This window comes from Pseudomonas sp. BIOMIG1BAC, assembly GCF_001705995.2.
GTDB classification, from domain to species: Bacteria; Pseudomonadota; Gammaproteobacteria; order Pseudomonadales; family Pseudomonadaceae; genus Aquipseudomonas; species Aquipseudomonas sessilinigenes.
The window spans coordinates 4513997-4531995 of the sequence record NZ_CP049045.1; the positions used below are offsets into that span (position 1 = coordinate 4513997).

At 54.0% G+C, this 17999-nt stretch carries 20 protein-coding genes and 2 pseudogenes; 9 read left to right on the top strand and 13 right to left on the bottom strand.

Features of this window, described 5'->3' with window-relative positions; all coding sequences use genetic code 11:
* Positions 1-509 precede the first annotated feature (509 nt).
* The 5 genes from ATY02_RS20920 to ATY02_RS20940 all read right to left on the bottom strand — a co-directional run bounded on the left by ATY02_RS20920 (position 510) and on the right by ATY02_RS20940 (position 2700).
* The gene (locus ATY02_RS20920; protein ID WP_164823611.1) at positions 510-647 is read right to left on the bottom strand and encodes a hypothetical protein; all 138 of its coding nucleotides are present in this window, start codon (positions 645-647) and stop codon (positions 510-512) included.
* Positions 644-1297 (bottom strand): hypothetical protein, encoded by a 654-nt coding sequence (locus ATY02_RS20925; RefSeq protein WP_068586326.1) that lies wholly within the window; start codon positions 1295-1297, stop codon positions 644-646. The genes ATY02_RS20920 and ATY02_RS20925 overlap by 4 nt, the downstream gene beginning before the upstream one ends.
* Entirely contained in the window at positions 1294-1665 is a 372-nt protein-coding gene (locus ATY02_RS20930; RefSeq protein WP_068586323.1) for a hypothetical protein, read from the bottom strand. The genes ATY02_RS20925 and ATY02_RS20930 overlap by 4 nt, the downstream gene beginning before the upstream one ends.
* A gap of 59 nt (positions 1666-1724) precedes the next feature.
* A complete protein-coding gene (locus tag ATY02_RS20935; protein ID WP_068586320.1) occupies positions 1725-2087 on the bottom strand; it encodes a DNA-directed RNA polymerase subunit alpha C-terminal domain-containing protein in 363 nt (120 codons plus the stop codon).
* 109 nt (positions 2088-2196) lie between these two features.
* Positions 2197-2700, bottom strand: coding sequence for a DnaT-like ssDNA-binding protein (locus tag ATY02_RS20940; protein ID WP_068586317.1), 504 nt, complete (start codon positions 2698-2700; stop codon positions 2197-2199).
* Between the two features lie 318 nt (positions 2701-3018).
* On the opposite strand from ATY02_RS20940, the gene ATY02_RS20945 reads away from it, so the two are divergent.
* Complete coding sequence (locus ATY02_RS20945; protein WP_068586314.1) at positions 3019-5076, top strand: hypothetical protein; 2058 nt, start codon at positions 3019-3021, stop codon at positions 5074-5076.
* 71 nt (positions 5077-5147) lie between these two features.
* Here ATY02_RS20945 and ATY02_RS20950 read toward each other — a convergent pair whose 3' ends face one another.
* Positions 5148-5459, bottom strand: a complete 312-nt coding sequence (locus tag ATY02_RS20950; RefSeq protein ID WP_068586311.1) for a hypothetical protein — start codon at positions 5457-5459, stop codon at positions 5148-5150.
* 559 nt (positions 5460-6018) lie between these two features.
* Positions 6019-6566, bottom strand: a pseudogene (locus ATY02_RS20955) (phage head morphogenesis protein); the annotation flags it as partial.
* 119 nt (positions 6567-6685) lie between these two features.
* Between ATY02_RS20955 and ATY02_RS36145 the strand changes: the two are divergent.
* Positions 6686-7048, top strand: a complete 363-nt coding sequence (locus ATY02_RS36145; protein ID WP_228022336.1) for a hypothetical protein — start codon at positions 6686-6688, stop codon at positions 7046-7048.
* Between the two features lie 139 nt (positions 7049-7187).
* Here ATY02_RS36145 and ATY02_RS20965 read toward each other — a convergent pair whose 3' ends face one another.
* Positions 7188-7682, bottom strand: a complete 495-nt coding sequence (locus tag ATY02_RS20965; RefSeq protein ID WP_068586308.1) for a hypothetical protein — start codon at positions 7680-7682, stop codon at positions 7188-7190.
* 100 nt (positions 7683-7782) lie between these two features.
* Here ATY02_RS20965 and ATY02_RS20970 point away from each other — a divergent pair, with 100 nt between their 5' ends.
* Positions 7783-8376 (top strand): hypothetical protein, encoded by a 594-nt coding sequence (locus tag ATY02_RS20970; protein WP_068586304.1) that lies wholly within the window; start codon positions 7783-7785, stop codon positions 8374-8376.
* A gap of 87 nt (positions 8377-8463) precedes the next feature.
* On the opposite strand, the gene ATY02_RS20975 is transcribed toward ATY02_RS20970, so the two are convergent.
* Positions 8464-9126, bottom strand: a complete 663-nt coding sequence (locus tag ATY02_RS20975) for a DUF2971 domain-containing protein (protein ID WP_068586302.1) — start codon at positions 9124-9126, stop codon at positions 8464-8466.
* Between the two features lie 51 nt (positions 9127-9177).
* Between ATY02_RS20975 and ATY02_RS20980 the strand changes: the two are divergent.
* Positions 9178-10100 (top strand): annotated as a pseudogene (locus ATY02_RS20980) (DNA cytosine methyltransferase).
* Here the strand turns inward: ATY02_RS20980 and ATY02_RS20985 are convergent.
* Positions 10083-10691: a hypothetical protein gene (locus ATY02_RS20985; RefSeq protein WP_068586299.1), complete on the bottom strand. Its 609-nt coding sequence runs from the start codon at positions 10689-10691 to the stop codon at positions 10083-10085. The pseudogene ATY02_RS20980 and the gene ATY02_RS20985 sit on opposite strands and share 18 nt — an antisense overlap.
* Before the next feature lie 228 nt (positions 10692-10919).
* Positions 10920-11060 (bottom strand): hypothetical protein, encoded by a 141-nt coding sequence (locus tag ATY02_RS20990; RefSeq protein WP_164823702.1) that lies wholly within the window; start codon positions 11058-11060, stop codon positions 10920-10922.
* A 298-nt stretch (positions 11061-11358) separates the two neighbouring features.
* Here ATY02_RS20990 and ATY02_RS20995 point away from each other — a divergent pair, with 298 nt between their 5' ends.
* Positions 11359-11511 carry a hypothetical protein gene (locus ATY02_RS20995; protein WP_164823612.1) on the top strand — a complete coding sequence of 51 codons (153 nt, stop codon included), beginning with the start codon at positions 11359-11361 and terminating at the stop codon, positions 11509-11511.
* Here ATY02_RS20995 and ATY02_RS21000 read toward each other — a convergent pair.
* On the bottom strand, positions 11508-11951 hold the full coding sequence (locus ATY02_RS21000) for a hypothetical protein (protein ID WP_068586296.1): 444 nt from the start codon (positions 11949-11951) through the stop codon (positions 11508-11510). The two genes, ATY02_RS20995 and ATY02_RS21000, sit on opposite strands and share 4 nt — an antisense overlap.
* Before the next feature lie 104 nt (positions 11952-12055).
* On the opposite strand from ATY02_RS21000, the gene ATY02_RS21005 reads away from it, so the two are divergent.
* Complete coding sequence (locus tag ATY02_RS21005; protein ID WP_011911785.1) at positions 12056-13093, top strand: IS630-like element ISPa47 family transposase; 1038 nt, start codon at positions 12056-12058, stop codon at positions 13091-13093.
* Between the two features lie 534 nt (positions 13094-13627).
* The gene (locus ATY02_RS21010; RefSeq protein ID WP_068587298.1) at positions 13628-13906 is read left to right on the top strand and encodes a DUF4031 domain-containing protein; all 279 of its coding nucleotides are present in this window, start codon (positions 13628-13630) and stop codon (positions 13904-13906) included.
* A gap of 274 nt (positions 13907-14180) precedes the next feature.
* Here the strand turns inward: ATY02_RS21010 and ATY02_RS21015 are convergent, their stop codons facing one another.
* Complete coding sequence (locus ATY02_RS21015) at positions 14181-14873, bottom strand: formyl transferase (RefSeq protein WP_228022209.1); 693 nt, start codon at positions 14871-14873, stop codon at positions 14181-14183.
* 365 nt (positions 14874-15238) lie between these two features.
* Between ATY02_RS21015 and ATY02_RS21020 the strand changes: the two genes are divergently transcribed.
* Positions 15239-16222, top strand: a complete 984-nt coding sequence (locus ATY02_RS21020; RefSeq protein WP_228022210.1) for a tyrosine-type recombinase/integrase — start codon at positions 15239-15241, stop codon at positions 16220-16222.
* A gap of 281 nt (positions 16223-16503) precedes the next feature.
* The gene (locus ATY02_RS21025; RefSeq protein ID WP_068607818.1) at positions 16504-17964 is read left to right on the top strand and encodes a tyrosine-type recombinase/integrase; all 1461 of its coding nucleotides are present in this window, start codon (positions 16504-16506) and stop codon (positions 17962-17964) included.
* Positions 17965-17999: the final 35 nt, after the last annotated feature.

Consider the following 17999-nt stretch of genomic DNA (forward strand, 5'->3'; position numbering starts at 1 on the left):
AGCTACCCGGAGACAAATTATGCAAGAGCCATCTACGCAGGCCTGCGTAACGGCGTCCGCGACCAGCAGATCCACGATGCTTGATCTACAAACGTGTGATCGAGGTAACCCGGGAGTTCAAGCTCTCCTCAAGTACTATCCGTGCAGCAGAGAAACACATCACGATGATCGCTGACACTATCGCCAAGGAGAGTGAGCTGAAGAACTGAGGCATTGCTTTCTCCTGGGCAATAAAAAACCCGCACTTGGCGGGCTTTGGTGAAACGTGCTCCAGCTATGAGCTGTGAAGCTTCAGATATTCCATCGCATCCGCAAAACGCTTTGCACTATCAATGCTACGCATCCGTAAGGTTCGAAGACTGCTGCCATCCTTGCCGCGCACAATAGCGGCAAATTGGCCTGACCTTACTTTGTGCTGGAATACATCAATTCTTCCTATCGAGCTGAAATAGAGTCTCTGCCCAAGCTCCTTGGTTCGCACAGTTGAGTCTCCAACAACCAGAGCTCCGTTAGGCACAGAGGTAGGTTTCTCCGTCCTTCGGTGCATAGGCCTCGTTCTCGACAACCACTTTCAGTGGTGTTGCTCTGGCCTTCGCCCAGACGATAACCCTAACCTCTAAGATCGAGGCAATGACGTTGTGGCTCATACCTGGTTGTTCCTGATGGCTTCATCGACGATCTGCTGGAATCTGGCGAGCGTGATTCGAACCACGCCACCAGGGGCTTGCTTCGAATGCCCGTATTCAAGCGGCACCGCGTAAGGCAGGTTGTTTACGATGTAGGCTGTCTGGCCGGCGGTCAGCGACTGAACCTGAGTACGCAGAACAGCGATGGTGACATTGCCGGATGGGTCGACCTGATCCAGAACACCATCCGCCGGTGTATCGATCGAAAACTGCCAGTTCCCCCGAAACCGCCCACCGACATAGCCCTTACCGGCTACCAGGCCGTTCACGTTGAAGTTCTGGTCGCGCTCGGTCTTGGTCAGGGGCTTGGCGTACTTCACGCCGCGGCGCAGCTTGCCGGCCTTGGTGAAGTTGTTTTCGTCCAGGTTGATCAGCGTGTTGCGCACAGCGACTTTGAAGTCGTAGTCGTCGGCCGCGCGCGTATTGGCCGCACGGTGCGCCACGTTGGCCGCCCAGATCTCCGGGTTACCCACCGGCGACATGCGAATCACGCTGCTGCCGATCTCGATCACGATCTCGCGAATGGTGGCATCAATGCCGGCCTGGGCCTGCTCGGCGAACTGGCGGATGTTTTCGGCGAAGCTGTCGTTCCTGCCCGCGTACCGGTTCATGACCGCACCTGCAGTTCGTACAGAATCGGTGTACCGGCTGGGTTGACCTCTTTCAGTGGTGGAACGATGGACCAGGTCCGACCCTGAATGACCACCTGGTTCAGCAGATCTAGCGCCCACTCCAGCCCTTGTGCGGCGACCTTGAGCTTCTTGTCGCCCTGCTTGATGAGGCTGTTGTTCTGGAACTCAAGACCGGTGAAGTCGAGTAGGATGCCCTGGGCCGTCTGTTCGATGATGGTGTCGGGCCCAGCGAACCCAGTTTCAGGGTCGTACTCGCCGGGCTTGATGTTACGGATGGTTACGGGTTGGCCGAACTCTGTGATCATCTCCAGAGCCATCAAGGCCATTTCGTCGTAGAAGCTGGCCATGAGGGCTCCAGATGTGAAAAACCCAGCACGATGGCTGGGCTCAGGGGTTTTCGCTCGACCTACAATCTGCCAAGTTGATGTTTCAGTCCTCGGTCGTTCAAAAGTTGAAGCACCTCCTTCAACGTTTCAACTCCAACGCGATGTTTTCCAAGCAGCTGCACCTGATTGATCTTGGTTAGATCCTCCAACGTGGAAAGACCACAGGTAACAATCAAGTTGTTTCGAGTTCTGGTTGAGAAATTGAGATCATCAATTGAAGTACCTAGCACCAGCGAATCAGCTTCGGCCTGAGCCGCCAAAGCAGAAACTATCTGCTCCGCTGTTTCTCTATTATCGACCTGAGCAACAGGGTGAGTGCCCCGCTCATCAAATCTAGTGATGGCGTAACGAGTGACTTCACGAATACGAAATTCAGGCTTCATACTGACGCTCCGGCCTGCGCACAGGCTGAGTAGATAGAAGGAATGACGTTGCCGCAGCAACTCGCCCGATACTAGCTTCAATACTCATAATCAACAAGAGTTGTAGCAGCTAGGCCCTAACTGCAAACAGCCCGCGTTTCTGTAGGTAATCAGCAAACTGCGTCGCGCTCGGCCGGTCCGGCGCCGCCGGCAGCAGTCGGCCACTGGTGTTCGGGATAGTGGCGTATTCGCGAGTCACCGCCCCTTCGACACGCCCCATGGTTACCGCGCCTTTGCGCTTCTGGATCGGGTCCACGTCGTCGGCGTGAATCTCGGCAGCCAGAGCCATTTGGCCGTACTGAATCCGCGCCGGCAGGTAGTTGTTGGTCTTGATCTCCTGATCCAGTAACACTTCCCGGCGCGGCCAGGCCAGAGCTTGATCACTATTACTCTTGCGCCCCTTCCAGGTCATCCCATCCATCGCCAGAGCTGCCCGTCGCAGCAACGCCTCTTGCGCGGGCACGTCAGCGGGGATGGCTACGCCGAACTTCACGGCGTACATGGCCAGGTCCTCGGCGGATGCATAGCTCTCGGCGTCAGGCTTGCCGTTGCCGTCCTCAATTATGAGCATCATGTGTTAACTCGCTGGAAGGTTTAAGACTGACTTTCAAACTCTCTAAAATCAGTGCAGAGGAGCGACCATGATCGTTTTTTATCGCGTGCAGACGGTCTGGTATATGGAGTATGCGATCCTTTTTGTTCTCGGTTTCGACCCTATAGTTGGTTCGTCTGAAGGACGGTGCGAGCCGTGGTGATCGCGAAGGCACAGTATGATGCGTTGGAAGTAAAATCGATAACGGCTTGTTACGAGCCGCACAATGACCATCGCCTGACTTCCCAACCAGCCGATTCGTAGATCATCTCGAGTAACTGAGACAAGGACTTCTCCCCTGTGAACCAGCCCCAGAAAACGCTGTTGAAACTAGCTCGTGAAGGGCAACTCCCCCATCCGGCTAAGCTGACCGAATTCAAGCTATCTAGTTGGCTCGATGCTTATGAATTCACCAGGGGCCAAGGGAATGAAGAACGCGGTTTCCTTAATGCTGCTGCCTGGCTAAATGACCATTTCCAGCGCGTGGAAAAAACTCGTCAGCAATTCACTTTTCGCCGTGACAATCCGCTGAGCACAAACGAACTAATCCAAGCTCACCTGGGAGCCGCCAATCACGCATTCTACCGGGTGTGCGAGGAGCAGTTGGAACTTATGGCCGGGCAACCCGAAGCGACAATGGAACAACACCTGGCACTCAAGTCCTCTCTTAACTATGGCAATGCCGAGGCCGATCCCAGCGCCTTGAATACGTATCGGCTGGACAGCCTATGCGGGGCGTTCTGGGAACTGTTCAAGCGCCGTGATGACCTGGACAAAATCTTTCCTGAAGATCGTCCTCATAAACTGGACAAGCTCACATTCCTAGTGAATGAAACTTCAATGGTTCAGCGGTTTCACAACTTCTCACGCATCTGGCAGGACCTACTTTACGGCGAAGCCCAGTTTTTCCCACACCCTCAAGGTGCGGTTCTCGCCTCAACTGCCCCTGATCCGCATTTGCTCAAAGCCGTCTCAGAATATCGCCGGAAGCACCACCGTGCCACGGAGGTAATGCTGATCGTCCGCGATCTGAAAAACTGGCGCCTGATCGCTGAAGCAGTGATGGATTCAGGCCAATACCTGCACTACCAGGGCTCCGGTAACAGCCTGTCCTGCGTCCCCTGGGAGGGCTTATCAGAGGAAGTGCAGATGTCGGCTTTCTACCATCGCGTCGCACCGCACTACATGATCGATCAACACCTACATCCTATCCTCGACTCAGGATCCAGCGACGCCAGAAACCAGACAATGCGCAATGTCTTGAATGTCTGGTCTCACCTGGCCGTTCTCGCAGCCCAGATTAAAGAGGCTACCGTATCCGGAGCTGCACCAGAGCAGTGGGATGAGCTACTGGCCTTTGCCCCAAAGCTCCGACGAGACGATTTGGTGGATCATCTGGTGCGATGTACGAACATGATCGTCGATGATGTAAAGATCGTTATTGAGATGCTCTCCTATGATGCCAGTAGCATCCAGGACGACCTCTGGAGCCAGCCCCTGCTGGTGCTCGATGAATATATTTGTTTTGCAATCAGCGCTTTGCTGACTGCCAGCATCGAGCGCAATTTCGACATTTGGCTGAAGCGCATCGATCCCAAATCCGATCACCGTGGCAAGTTGTTCGAGCGCGACATTCTGAATGTTCTGCAGGAGTGTCGATCGAACAACCCTATCCTAGCAGAGCACCTCTGCTGGACAGCGCCAATGAAGTTTAGATATGAGCACAAAAAATATGAGGAAATCGATCTGACGTTTGCCATTGGCAACCTGATCGTCATCGCCGAACTCAGGAGCCGACGTACGCCTATCACTGCATTGGATTATCACAATGAATTATCCGACTTGAATGGAATAGAAACCAAAACCAATCAAGCTCGCCGAAAAGCAGAGCGAGTCCGTGAAAATCTGCAAGCTTTCTGCGATAAGTACTACCCATTACTCAGTGGACGTAATGATCTGGCAGTGCTGCCTCTGGTAATAATCAACGGCCAATTTCACGCGGGCTACCCCCGCAATGGTGTGCCTGTACTGGACACCCATTTGCTCAAACACTTCCTCAAGGATGCACAAGGGCGATTCTACGGCAGCATAGAGGGAGACGCTGACCATATGTACAGTATTCCTTTATACGACTGTCTGGACGAGGCTGCGCAGATTTTCCCCGACTACGCTAGATGCCCAACACTAATTAGCGTCTATAACGCCCTGATAACGCAGGTTTTCACAAAGTACGAGATACAGGAAAAAGATTTTCCACCTATTTTCACCACCACCTTTGAGATTCCTAAAGTTGCGCCTGAGCGTTACGTTCAGGTCTTGGAGGAAATTGCTGAAGGTAAGCTTCGAAAGAACTTCTGATCCTTCTTTACTCCTCGTTCCCTGAACAACGATATCTACTGTGCGGAGGCTCAGACTTGCCTAAAGCTCAATCATCTTAGAGCCTTGTATTGTTCGGCCAAGAGCTTCTCTAGGGACTCTTTCGAGACATTGGCACGGTAGGCTACACCGGCGGCATCGAGCACAGCTTTGAGGGCTGCAATGTCGCCAGCCTGGCCTGCTGGCTTGATAGACAAAGCCTTATCGATGCCTTCGAACTGGGTCAGCTTGCCGGTGGTTTCCTTCAGCTTGCCCAGCAGCTCGGAGTTCTTGGTTTTCAACCCGGAAACGGATGCCTCAACAGCAGTCGCGATAGCGGCCTTGACTGCAGGGTTTTCCAGGGCGATTTCGTTTTCTTCTGTCACTTTAATGCACTCCTAGGTATAAGCGGCCCGTTTTGCGGGCATAAAAAAACCCGCCGGAGCGGGCATTTAAGTTTTTGCTGTTAGTAGAAGGTCATTTCATAAAGCGTGTGATGAGCATCAGTGTAAAGTGGATTAAAAGCACCACTCAGACTCATTTCATCTAATATATAGCATACTGAATAACGCTCGACTGCAGCAAGTCTTACTCTGCACAACTCTATATAATTGATGTTCCGCAATGTACAGAGGGCATTTATATTAGCAGCCACCCAATCAACTAGAAATTCGACAGCAACTCTTCCCGTACATACAGAATTCCGCAAGGCACTGAATGGCAATATAAAATTGATAGCCTGCAAGATACTACCCGACGACAACCAGCCGTTCTTTTTTGCGACAATCAGCTCCCACCAAACACGCCTCTGATAATAATGTCGATATTGTTTAGAGCCGTAATTAAAAACAAACCATCTAAAGCGGAGACCAGCTGAATTTTGTTGCTATTCCCTGGCATATTTTGAAGCATAGCTTTCCTTAGTTTTCTGTGTCCCGCTCAACTCTACATTCCGGCTCGCTCAAATACCAGCGGCTCCAGCGTCTTCATTTGCGCCAGATTCAAAGACGCGAAGTTGCGATCAAGCTGCAGTTCTGCAAAGCGCTGGACGCTAAGCCCGCCCTCCCGAAACAGCTTCGCCCGCTTCGGACCAATCGCTGCATCCTGAAACGACGCAGGCTGTTGCTGGAGCCAATGGTAGTAATCAAGACTGGCACTGACCTGCCCGGGGCCATTCGCGCCAACCGAAGCCCGTGTGGCGCCCTTGGCGAACACCTAGCTGAGCCTGGTCAGCAGAACGAAGGTCGTGCGACAGTTCGGGTGAAACGGTGGCCGAGGCCCGGAGTCGACCGGAAACCGTCGCTTATCCATCGCTCGGCAGAGCTGACTGGTCTTGCTGTCCAGTGTGGCGATCATTTCAATTTCGGTCACCACGTCGGTGTTCGCCTTGGCCACCTCCATCCGCGCCTGTGACGACACATGCTGAATCGCGGTGTGGTGTGCGCCACGGTACTGGCGTTGCGGTTGGTGGTGGCCAGAATGCCGTCTTTGTACCTCAGCATGATCCCCGTTATCGCAATCGCCTGGTTCACCTACGTCTATCTCAGATAAACCTCCGCAGCCCCCTCACTGAATTTCACAGCGCCCTTCAAGCATGGCGCGGGAGACACTCATGTCCACAAACATGCGGATCTGGGAGCAAGTCGATAAGACCGACACCCGATATACGAAGCCTGCCGAGGTCGGTGGTCAGAAGATCACTAGCCGCCCTTCAGAACCAGAGCGCTGGCTTGGATGCGATCTTAGGCAAGAACCACAAATAGATCAGGGGAAGGTTGTGAAGGCAGAGAAGACTGGCGCGGCGAAGCATTCAGCTGACTACCTCGACCGCAAGAAGGCCGAGGCGGATCGCCTGGACATAGAGAAAATGCACTTCGATATGCCGGCCGGGATTCGCAAGCAGCTTGCAGCAGAGCTGGCAGTCCACGGCTACAGCCAGGTTCAGGAGCTCTGGCAGGACCTGGCGCTATCGTGATGAAAGGGCGCGCCGACTGCTTAAGCCTGACACGCCAGCTTTTCGCATATCACCAAGGCTTGCACGTCAGTTCGAAGACGCCAGCCAGGCCGAGCTAAGGCGAGAACCTGGGGATTAGGTTATCTCCCATTGGATGAATTCACTGAAAAAGACAGGACGGAAAACGGTTTCGCGAGATTATGACCTCTCTCCCAGCAATAACGCCCTTCCGTCCTGATGCGTTTGTGTAAGAGCGAAGACTTTTACCATCGGGAGCGGTCACCAGTACCTGATAGGACTCTTCCTCTTGGCCGTGTGTCTTACGGCGGGCCTCGATCATTGACTTCAGCTGCGAAAGATCCAAGCAGCAGATCTCTTGGTCCTCAACACACACAAGCCCTACGAACACAGAGTAATGCTCGGCAGCACCATAGACGGCCTCTAAGTGCTCACGGGTGTACGTGAACTGATATTCCCTTGTTGGTTTTGGCTCCTGCCCGTACTTGAGGAAAATACAGGTGTCGGCATTGATCAGAAAAGCGTTGTTGATCTTGTCGCCTTTCAGCTTCAGCGGGTTGATCGCGGTGAAATTGTCGTCCTCAGCAATCTGCATGAGGGCTGCGCCCAGGTTCTGATGCTCCGTACGAATCTTCATTGCAGCTCCCTATGACTGAATGCCGATCAGTACATATAGCCCACACAAAATCAAATTGCCACCACCGATCACGGAGGGCGGCACCTGCATGGAGAAATCCATGAGCGATACCAACGCCAGCCCGAGCCTGGCAACCGGCCATCCGATGACCGAAGATACCTGGCAGGACTTCGTCACACGCCTTCGCCACAACTGCAACGGCCAGGGAGTGAAGTGGCACCACACGGCATGCGCGCTGTTCACCGTGCAGCAGAAGTGCATCGACTACGGCTATGAGGCTGACTACGCCGAGGGCCTGACGGTCTGCTTGGAAGACAACAGCTGGTTCAGCCCTGAGGATTACTGGGCAGATCTCGACAAGGACGAGCAGGAAGAACTCAATCGGATGGTCCAGGCCAGAAACGAGTGCGATTTTCTGGAGCTTGTTGCCGATGATCAGTGGGAAGTCTTGGACGAACTCGACGACCACATAGTCACTGGCTGGAACAAGCACTGGGAAATCGTGAACAGCCACTTCACCAAGGAAGCAGCCGAGGCCTTCATTCGACGAAAGCAGCACGACTACCCCGAGCTGCGTGTTTACGTCGAGTCGCAGTACTACGCCTGGGAGTTCGAAGCGATCAAGGCAGCCATCCTTGATGGCACGCTTGTCTACCAGCCGAAGCCAACAGTTGAGAACGCCGCAGCCGCCTGAGTTGCAGCGTTTTCAGCTCTCTGCTCAAAAATGCTAGCTGAGTAGAGCGAGTCTATAACCCATAGTCCCGCTATGCGATTTTGAGAATCACAGCGCGATGCTTTTATTCCTCACCATTTCAAATTTTGAAAATGCAGGACGAACCTTAAAGATCGACACCTCACGCAATTCCTCTCCTAGGGCGTCACGCAATTCCGCGCCAGAAACGTTAGATTCACACCCAACAATTACCTGCTGAAGCTTCATGGCCTCACAAAACTTAGAGAAGTACAACACTCCCGCTCTTTCACAAGTATCAAGCCGCTTCATTAGCCGCTCTTCCTTTTCATAGCTCCAACTTCTATGCTTAGTAGTCAAAAACTCCAAAAACCAATTGTACGCATTATCTTTACTAAGGTTATCGTTTTCAATTCTCTTGCGCGCCGACGTATAGCTAATTTTATGCAAGGCTTCCTTATCAATATCAAAGCCCAGGCAGATCCCTTTATGCTTATCACCATAATGAGCCCACTGGACCGGACTTCTAAAGGATCTACTAAAGCAGATAAGTCCAAATTTATCCGCGAAAGTTACTTTTAATTCCTTGGCGACACGCCTTAATTCTTGTTTGTTTAGATCATACGCCAACAGCTCAAACGGATCGTTCAACTCCATTATTGTGGCAATTTTTAATCGCCTATTTCTTATATTTTCCAAACCATATTTGGTACTACAGAAATGATAGACCCGAGCAACACCATTTTCATCCATGTATGTAAACCCTCATACAAAACCTCATAAATATACCCATTAGGATCTATCATGCCCACCGCAATCGACCCGTTCGCTGGCCTCGGCGGATGGAGCACTGGCGCACGCGCCGCAGGTGTCCAGGCCCTCTGGGCTGCAAACCACTGGCCCGAGGCGGTGAAGTGGCACGCAGCAAATCACGCTGACACTGAGCACGTCTGCCAGGTTCTGCATCAGGCCAATTGGGCGGCAGTGCCACGAACTGACATCGGCATAGCCTCCCCGTGCTGCCAAGGCCACGCGAAAGCCCGCGGCAAGAAAAACGGCAACCCTGAGCATGATGCGTCCAGATCGACAGCTTGGGCTGTGCCATCTGCCGCAGAGGTTCTGCAGCAGGATGCCTGGGTGGTCGAGAACGTACCGGAGTTCGTGAACTGGTTGCTGTACCCGAGCTGGGTCGATGCCATGCAGAGACTTGGCTACCAGGTCGCACCTCACATCGTTGATTGCGCTGATCTCAGCGTGCCGCAACATCGGGTGCGACTGTTCTTGATCTGCACCAAGAGCAAGACGCCGATTCAGCTGCAGCTCCAGCAATGCGAGCATGTGCCGGCGAGCAGCTTCCTCAACTTCGAAGCCCGGCGGTGGTCGCCCATCGAGAAGCCTGGCCGGGCCCTGGCCACGCTCGACCGAGTGCGCAACGGGCGTCAGCGCTTCGGCGATCGCTTCATCATGCCCTGCTACGGCAAGGGCTCAGGCACCACCGGCCGAGACATCAACCGACCGATTGGCACCATCACCACCCTGGATCGCTGGGCCTTGGTAGACGGCGGACGCATGCGAATGCTAAGTGCCAGCGAGGCCCTGGCTGCTATGTCATTCCCGGCTGACATGCGCCGCCCCGACAGCCACCGGCTGGCTATGCATATGGCCGGTATGCCGTACCGCCGCTTGCCGGTCAGCGCGTGATAGAAGCCTTAATGAAGGCCGCATGAGCGGTTAAGCCTGGTAATACTATTCTCAAGGAGCTCAAGCTCTTCCACCCAACGCCCCACCAAAGAAACATTGGCATCAACTTTATCTATGATTTCTAAAGAAAAAACCAAGCTCGGATTTGGGTAATCCATCAATCCACTTAAAAACTCGCCGTAGTTGCTAACCTCGCGAAGGCCAACTAAGAAGTGAACCATCTCATTTGAAATAGCAGTAACTGGTATTTCGCGAAGCATAGCCGCCGACTGTTTGAGGTCGTGTGCGACCGCCTTCCAATCCAACGGGTTGTTTGCAAATGATAATACCCTCAAGGCGAGCTTAAGGCGCGTGTAAATGTCAGACACATGGATCATCAGTGCGTATGTAGCATTAATCCCATCTAGCCTTGCTTTTAGTTCAGTTTCTTCTTTCTGCTTCCGTAGAGACTCCTGTTGAAAGTACGGAATCGCGATGGCTACCACGATGGCGACGATAGCTCCAAAAGCTTGTGCCCAGCCTGCTGCGTCAACAGGTAGCCATCCAATGCGCGACCAATAACCTACCGACCCGACGACCGTCCAAACTACTGCGCTCAAAGCACCAAGCAGCCACATGAATCCAAAACTGTATTGAAGAGCCCTCTCCGGCCTCCATACTTTCAATTGAACTGCTCCTAGCTGATTCGATGAAATATTAGCGCACTCCTGCATCTAGGAGCTAGCCATCAGGCTCTACCCCTCCGTCAGAACACTTTTGTACTCAGCCCTAGTGCAACTCCCACTTACCGCTACCACTGTCGCAAGTGGAACAAGGACAAATCATGCCTGAAACACTGGACCACATTAACGCCATTCCCCAAGGAAAAGAGCGCCGGAAAGGAAAATGCAACCTGGTAACAACCACCAATTCCTGCCATCAGCCAAGCCTATACCAAACACTGCGCTTCCAATAATTAGCAACGGCAGATTGATTGCAAGTTTCATAACACGCTCCTTGTGAATCAATCCAAATTGGTCAGACCGGCAGAAAATATAGCTGCCAAGGAGAAGTCATGCCTGAAGAAAGAACAGTAACTATCCCTGCCCGCGAACAGCACGCAGAATATTCCTCAATCACCGTGACGCTCCCCTGGGTCTGCCGGGCGTGTGATGCTCCGCGGGGAGAGCCAATCCGAACGACCAGTTGGGATGGCAGCCGGCAGTTGGCCGTAGATAGCTGGAGCAACCCCTGTGGGCACGTTGAGAAGTACAGCAAAGTGCGGCGAGACCTGGAGGCGCAGCCATGACCAAGGTGAAGGAACGCCCGATCCTGTTCTCGGCGCCCATGGTGCGCGCAATCCTGGAAGGCCGGAAGACGGTTACCCGGCGTCTGGTCAAAGGTGATCAAGTTCCGCGTCTGCGCAAAGGTGCGCAAGGAAAGTACCAACCCACTTAATACTTATATATCCACAACAAAAAGATATCTCCATAGCCCCAGACTAAAGCACTTACGACAGCAAAAAATAAACACAACCGCCCTGATTTACCCAAAGTCATTTCAAGATTGGCGTACATTCTCTCGAATGCTGGATGCCTATCTTTGACCTGATTAATAAAATCAAAATTTGCACCAATAAGATCAAGTCGATGCTTTGCATATAGAGACATCACGGTAGCCAATGATCCGGAGCGTCCAAACGCCTGAGCTTGACTGTCGCCCCCAAAGGTCAAGAACCCCGAAAACGACAATAGCAAGATTAAAAAACCGCCAACCAATAGAACCACAACAAGTCCCAACCTATAACTAAGTCTAGCATCGCGACCACTCAGCTCCCACCCGGCTATTTTTGCAAACAAACCAATAAATAACATTCCAATTATTTTAAGTACGAACATATCCCACCTTTAAAATTCCACTCAACCCTAATATAGCCACTTCATTATAACGGCGGAGCTATTAACCTGGCAAATAAATAGGGCATATTAGATAATCTGTCTCCATGAAAATAGATGCCCGTAAACTCAGCCCCCAAGAACAACGTGAAAAGCGCTCCACGGCCCTACGCATGCGTGAGCAGGGTTACACCTACAAGGCTATTGGCGAAGCGGTTGGTGTTCACCCCCGCACTATTGCTCACTGGGCGCAGGTCGCAGAACATAAAGGCGAAAAGGCTGCCATTGCCGGCGGCCAGCGTGGTGTGCGCCAGGGTGATCGCCGCAGTTTGAGCTCCAGCCAGGAAGTGCTGATTCGCACCTTGATGACCGATAAGATGCCCGACCAACTCAAGCTCGGCTTTGCGCTCTGGACGCGTGATGCGGTGCGAGAACTGATCCGCCAGCGCTGTGGTTTTCTCATGCCGGTTCGAACGGTTGGTGAATACCTCAAGCGTTGGGGCTACACCCCGCAGCGCCCACTGCATCGGGCTTATCAGCAGAAACCTGAAGTGGTTCAGCACTGGCTGGATAATGAATATCCACGCATCGCACAGCGGGCCAGGGCTGAGAATGGTGAGATTCAGTGGGGCGACGAAACCGGTATGCGCAGTGACAGCCATGCTGGCCGCAGCTACGCCCCTATTGGCGAAACGCCGGTGCGCCTGGTCAGCGGCAGTCGTTTTTCCACCAACATGATTTCCACCGTGACCAATCGGGGCAAACTGCGCTTCATGCTGTATCGGGAAACGCTGACAGCCCCAGTGCTGATTCGCTTCCTGAGTCGCCTGATTCGCGATGCTCAGGGCCGCAAGGTGTTCCTGATTCTCGACAACCTGCGCGTACACCACAGCAAAAAGGTGAGCGCCTGGGTTGGCGACCGCAAAGAGCAAATCGAACTGTTCTTCTTGCCGGCCTACGCCCCGGAGTTGAACCCTGACGAGTATTTGAATTGTGATTTGAAACATCAGGTTCGCACGGGCTTGCCGGCGCGTAATCAGGACGAACTGGAAAGGCGTGTTCGCTCGGTCATGAGACGATTGCAATTACGCCCTCAAAGAATCCGTTCTTATTTCCGGCATCCACGTATCGCCTACGCAGCATGATTTGGTGTATTTGATTGCCGGGTTAATATGACATGAGCATCGACAAAGAAAAGCTGAAGGCCCTGGCTGAGGCATTCCCATCCGATCTGGATTGGGGCAGCAACACCGTCCCTTTCAGCCAACATCCGGACAGAAGCGTAATAGGTGGCGAGTCTGATGGCACCTACACCGTATATGGAAAACCGTTCCTGATTGATAGCGACGACTATGAGTACGACGGACCGACCTATATTGATCGCTGCGGAGCGGACTTTGCAGAGTTCATGGTCACGGCTCGCGAAAGTGTTCTGGCCCTGCTCGCTGAGATCGAGGCGCTGCGTGAAAGCGCAACCTTCCGGGCGGTGCAGAGCCTGCGCACTGACTGCGAGGCGCTGCGCAAGGACGCCGAGCGGTATCGGTGGCTGCGCGCGCAATTTGGCGTCACGAAGCTACCATGCGCGATCAGCGCATCTTTGGTGGCGAGGCCTACGTGGCAGACGGCAAGGCGAGTATCGATGCTGCTATCGATGCAGCCCTGGCCCAGGAGGTGCAGTCATGACCGTCTACGTGGACGACATGAACGCAACGTTCGGGCGCATGACAATGTGCCATATGTTCGCAGACAGTACCGAGGAACTGCTGGCCATGGCCGACAAGATCGGCATACAGCGGAAGTGGATCCAGAAGGCCGGCATCATCCGTGAACACTTCGACATCTGCCTCAGCAAACGCGCTCGAGCAGTTGGGATGGGCGAAGTGGAGATCAGCTACCCGGGTGACGTTGCCGAGCTGATGCGCAAGCGCAAGACCGCCGTGCTGGAGGTGCAGCCATGATCCTCCCTGTCCTGCTCTACCTCGTATGGAACATCTACAGGGGGCCAAGGCTATGACGCCACGCATCGTTTACCAGTTCAGCTGTGGCGCCGCCTCGGCGGTGGCCACCAAGCTGGCCCTGGCCGAATACGGGGCGACCCATGACATGCAGATCATCAATGCGTTCCTCGCAAACGAGGAAGCCGACAACCGCCGGTTCGCCCAGGACTGTGAATCCTGGTTCGGCCGACCTATCACAGTGCTACGCGACGAGAAGTACGGCGCCGTTCAGCTCTCAAGGAGCGCTTATCCGCAACGGAAATCCGTACGATTCGAAAAGATCCCAAACGTCCTCGCGATCGAAGAGCCGCCACCCCAGTGTAGTGAACCGCATCAGGTCATCCTCGCTGGGAAAGGAGTAGTAGGCCCCGGCAGATGGATCTTGAGACGTCCCCGTCATGGGCTCACCGCGTTCCAGGCGCCTGATGGCGTTCATGATGAGACGCGCGCCTGGTTGATAAAGTGAAAGGATGTGCCACAGCAAGGAGCGCTCCTTTTCGACTGCCACACGCGCAGTCTCAATGATGCGACCAACATCAATGCCGGGACTGTCGATCCAATGGAGAGTACAGCCGATCTCCAGGTCCCCGTTCAGCAGCGCCCGGAAGGTCGCGAGAACACCTCGATATTGAGGTAAGAGGCCAGAGTGAAGATTGAGGACGCCGCGTGGCGGAATTGCCAACGCTTCATTCTTCAGAATTTGACCAAAGCGGATTGAGATGAACAGATCCGCTCCCGCATCCTGCAGCATTTGCAGGCCCGCAGGATCCCCCAAGCTGGGCAGTACCCGCACAGGAACCCCAAAGCGTTGCTGCAGTTCTGCAAAACCGAATCGATGCCTGCTGCTGACCGGGTCACTCGATCCGATTAACCCAGGGGCCAAGGCATTGAAGAGGTCCTGCTCGATCAATGCCAATTGTCCGAGCATGCGTGGCACCTTCCTGCCCGATCCCACTTTCTCCGAGAGGAAAATTCCCACTGTGCTCTCGTGAATCTCGGGTAACAGGAAATTGAGAGTGAGATTGCTCTCCACGTCCCGGTTTACTAGAAAAGCGATTCGCAACTTCAGACCTCCGGCAGACCTTCCTTGAGATGGAGCAACGGCCGATTCAACACAAGCGAATCGATCCCACTCCCATTGTTTTGCCATGACGTATGGACGCAAGGCCCGACCTGCTCGATCAATTCCGGCATCGGACCTAGCATAGTTGCTCTTTCGTCATTGCTACGTCCGCCAGCAGCTCCTGGCCGTTCTCTGCCGATCATGGTTACAAAGCGTGCTGGTGAAATCCGATGCGATCGGTGATCAGAACGAATGCAAATGACTGGTCAAGTCGAATGCAAACGGGGGGTCAAGTGGAGTGCAACTGCGCAAAGGAGGAGGCCGAAAGCTGCCGCTCGTGGTCGGATGAGCGCGATGTCCTGCCGCCGCGCGAGCTAGCCAAGGGCACCTTGGGCCTTTACGCCGTCCACTTTCGCCGCTTTCGAAAGCACTTCGAAGGCCAGGCCCTCGACCAGATCACAATCCGTATGATCGCTAAGATGCTAGACGCCCTCACCCCGCGCACGGCCAACCAATGCCGCGCCCTGCTGATCAACATCTTCAATCATGCCGCGGCGAAGGGGCTGTGTCCGGACACCCCGGCAGCCAGCACCATCAACAGAATCGAGAAGAAGCAACGTAAACGACACACCATTGAGGGTTTGAAAGCCATTCGGGAGAAGTCGCCGCCCTGGCTGCAGAACGCAATCGACCTTGCGCTGATCACGGCGCAGCGTCGTACTGACATCCTCAATATGCGATTTGATGGGGTTCGGGAAGGGTTTCTGTATGTGGTGCAGCAGAAGACGGCCAAGGCCAGTGACGCGGCATGGATACGGTTCAAGGTGACTGATGAGCTACAGGCCGTAATCAGCCGGTGCCGGGATGACATCGTCTCGCCTTACCTGATCCACCGCCGGCCTGACCGTAAAAAGCAGGTGCAGGCGCAGACGAAGGACCACTGGACGCAGGTCGAAGAACGATATTTGACGCGCGCCTTCAAAGAAGCCCGGGAAGCGGCGGATTGTTACAGGGGATGGAAAGAGGAGGAAATGCCTGGCTTCCATGAAGTGCGGGCGCTGTCGCTGCACCTGTATCAAAAAGCCGGGAAGGATGGTCAGAAGATCGCCGGCCATGCCAGCGAGGCCATGACCAAAAACTACCAGAAGGACCATGCTGAAATCGTCTGGTCGGAAGCCATTCCTGACCTGAATATCAGCGAAATAACGGGGTAGTTTTGCGTCAGTTTTGCGCAGGCACAAAAAAGCCGATCATAGGATCGGCTTAAGTGTCTGATTTTACTCAGGAATATGGTCGGGACGGAGTGATTCGAACACTCGACCCCTAGCACCCCATCTCCTTTTTCATACTTCTTGAAAGACTCCAAAATTTTACTTTGGATTTTTCTAAGCTAGTATTTACTTGAGCTCCAGCGGTGTTCTGCTCTACGAGAGTCCAGGAACGTCCATCAAGAGCCGGCGTTTTTGTGGGGGTAAAAGTAGGGGGAACCTATTTTATGGTTAAAATCACCATCAAAGAACTCGAGTCGCTGACCGTTGAAGATGCCGGCCGAATACTCAGGGAGGATGGCAATCTGGCCGGTCGAATCTCAGTGCGCAAGAACGGCGTGTCGGTCAGCTTTTTCTATCGCTATCGGTGGGGCGACCAAAACAAAGAGTACTCCTGCGGGTCCTGGCCGCGCAAATCCCTGACGGACATCCGCAAGGCCCGCAACCAGGCCCGTGCGCTCATCGATGAGCAGATCAATCCCAACGAGCACAAGAAGACCGCCAAGGCACAGGCGCATGCCGCTGCTAACGTTGAGGCCGAACAGGAGAGGACGCGCAAGGTGCAAATACTGACCGTCCAGGATCTGGCCAAGGCCTGGCTGTTGGATGGCGTGGCGCGTAAAGACGGAAATGCCGAGTTGCAACGACGCTTTAACAAGGACCTTTTTCCGGCACTCGGCAAGACAGCGGTGAACAATGTTTCCGAACACGATGTTCGGGCGCTGATCCGGGCCGTGGTCAACCGCGGCGCTCACCGGCAAGCCATCAGCTTCTTCGCCGACCTCACCCAGATGTTCAGCTGGGCTAGAAAGCGCCAACCCTGGCGGGCCTTATTGATCGAGGGTGATCCAACTGAGCTGGTCGACATCTCCCCCCTGATCCCGGCCGACTACGAGGCCGAAAGAAGCAGGATCCTTTCGTCGGCTGAGCTGTCGGAACTGCACAACCGCTTCCAGCAAATGACCGCCGACTACAACGCCCTCCCCGCGGGTCAAAAGTACGACGGCATTCGGCCGCTAAAGAAGGAAACCCAACTTGCGCTCTGGATCAGCTTGGGCACCCTGTGCCGGATCGGCGAGTTGCTGCAGGCCGAATGGAAAAATATCGATCTGGACCGGCAGACCTGGTTTCTCCCCAGCGAAAACGTCAAAGGCACTCGCGGCAAAAAGCAGGACCACCATGTCTTCCTCTCCCCCTTCGCCCTGCATTTCTTTCAAGAACTCAAGACCCTGACGGGAGACTCACAATGGTGTTTTCCGAACAAGCAGGATGATGGGCATGTGGACGTGAAAGTGGTGAGTAAACAGGTCGGTGATCGCCAGGCCCGGTTCAAAAACCGCAAGGCCCTCTCAAGAAGGCGTCACGACGACACGCTGGTCCTCGCCGACGGCCAAAACGGCGACTGGACGCCGCATGATCTGCGCCGCACGGGCGCGACCATGATGCAGGCTTTGGGGGTCAGCCTGGACGTCATCGATCGCTGCCAAAACCATGTGTTGGCCGGCTCTCGGGTGAGACGCCACTACCTGCATCACGATTATGCCGAAGAAAAGAAGCGCGCCTGGAACCTATTAGGTGATCGCCTCAGTGCAGTGCTGTCCTCAACCTATGAGCACACACCGACTGAGTCGATGATGTCTTTTCCAGACTACGCCGCCAATGGATCCCAGACGCCCTCAATCGGATAATCAAAGTGGGTTTCCCGAAGATTCCAACTAAAAAC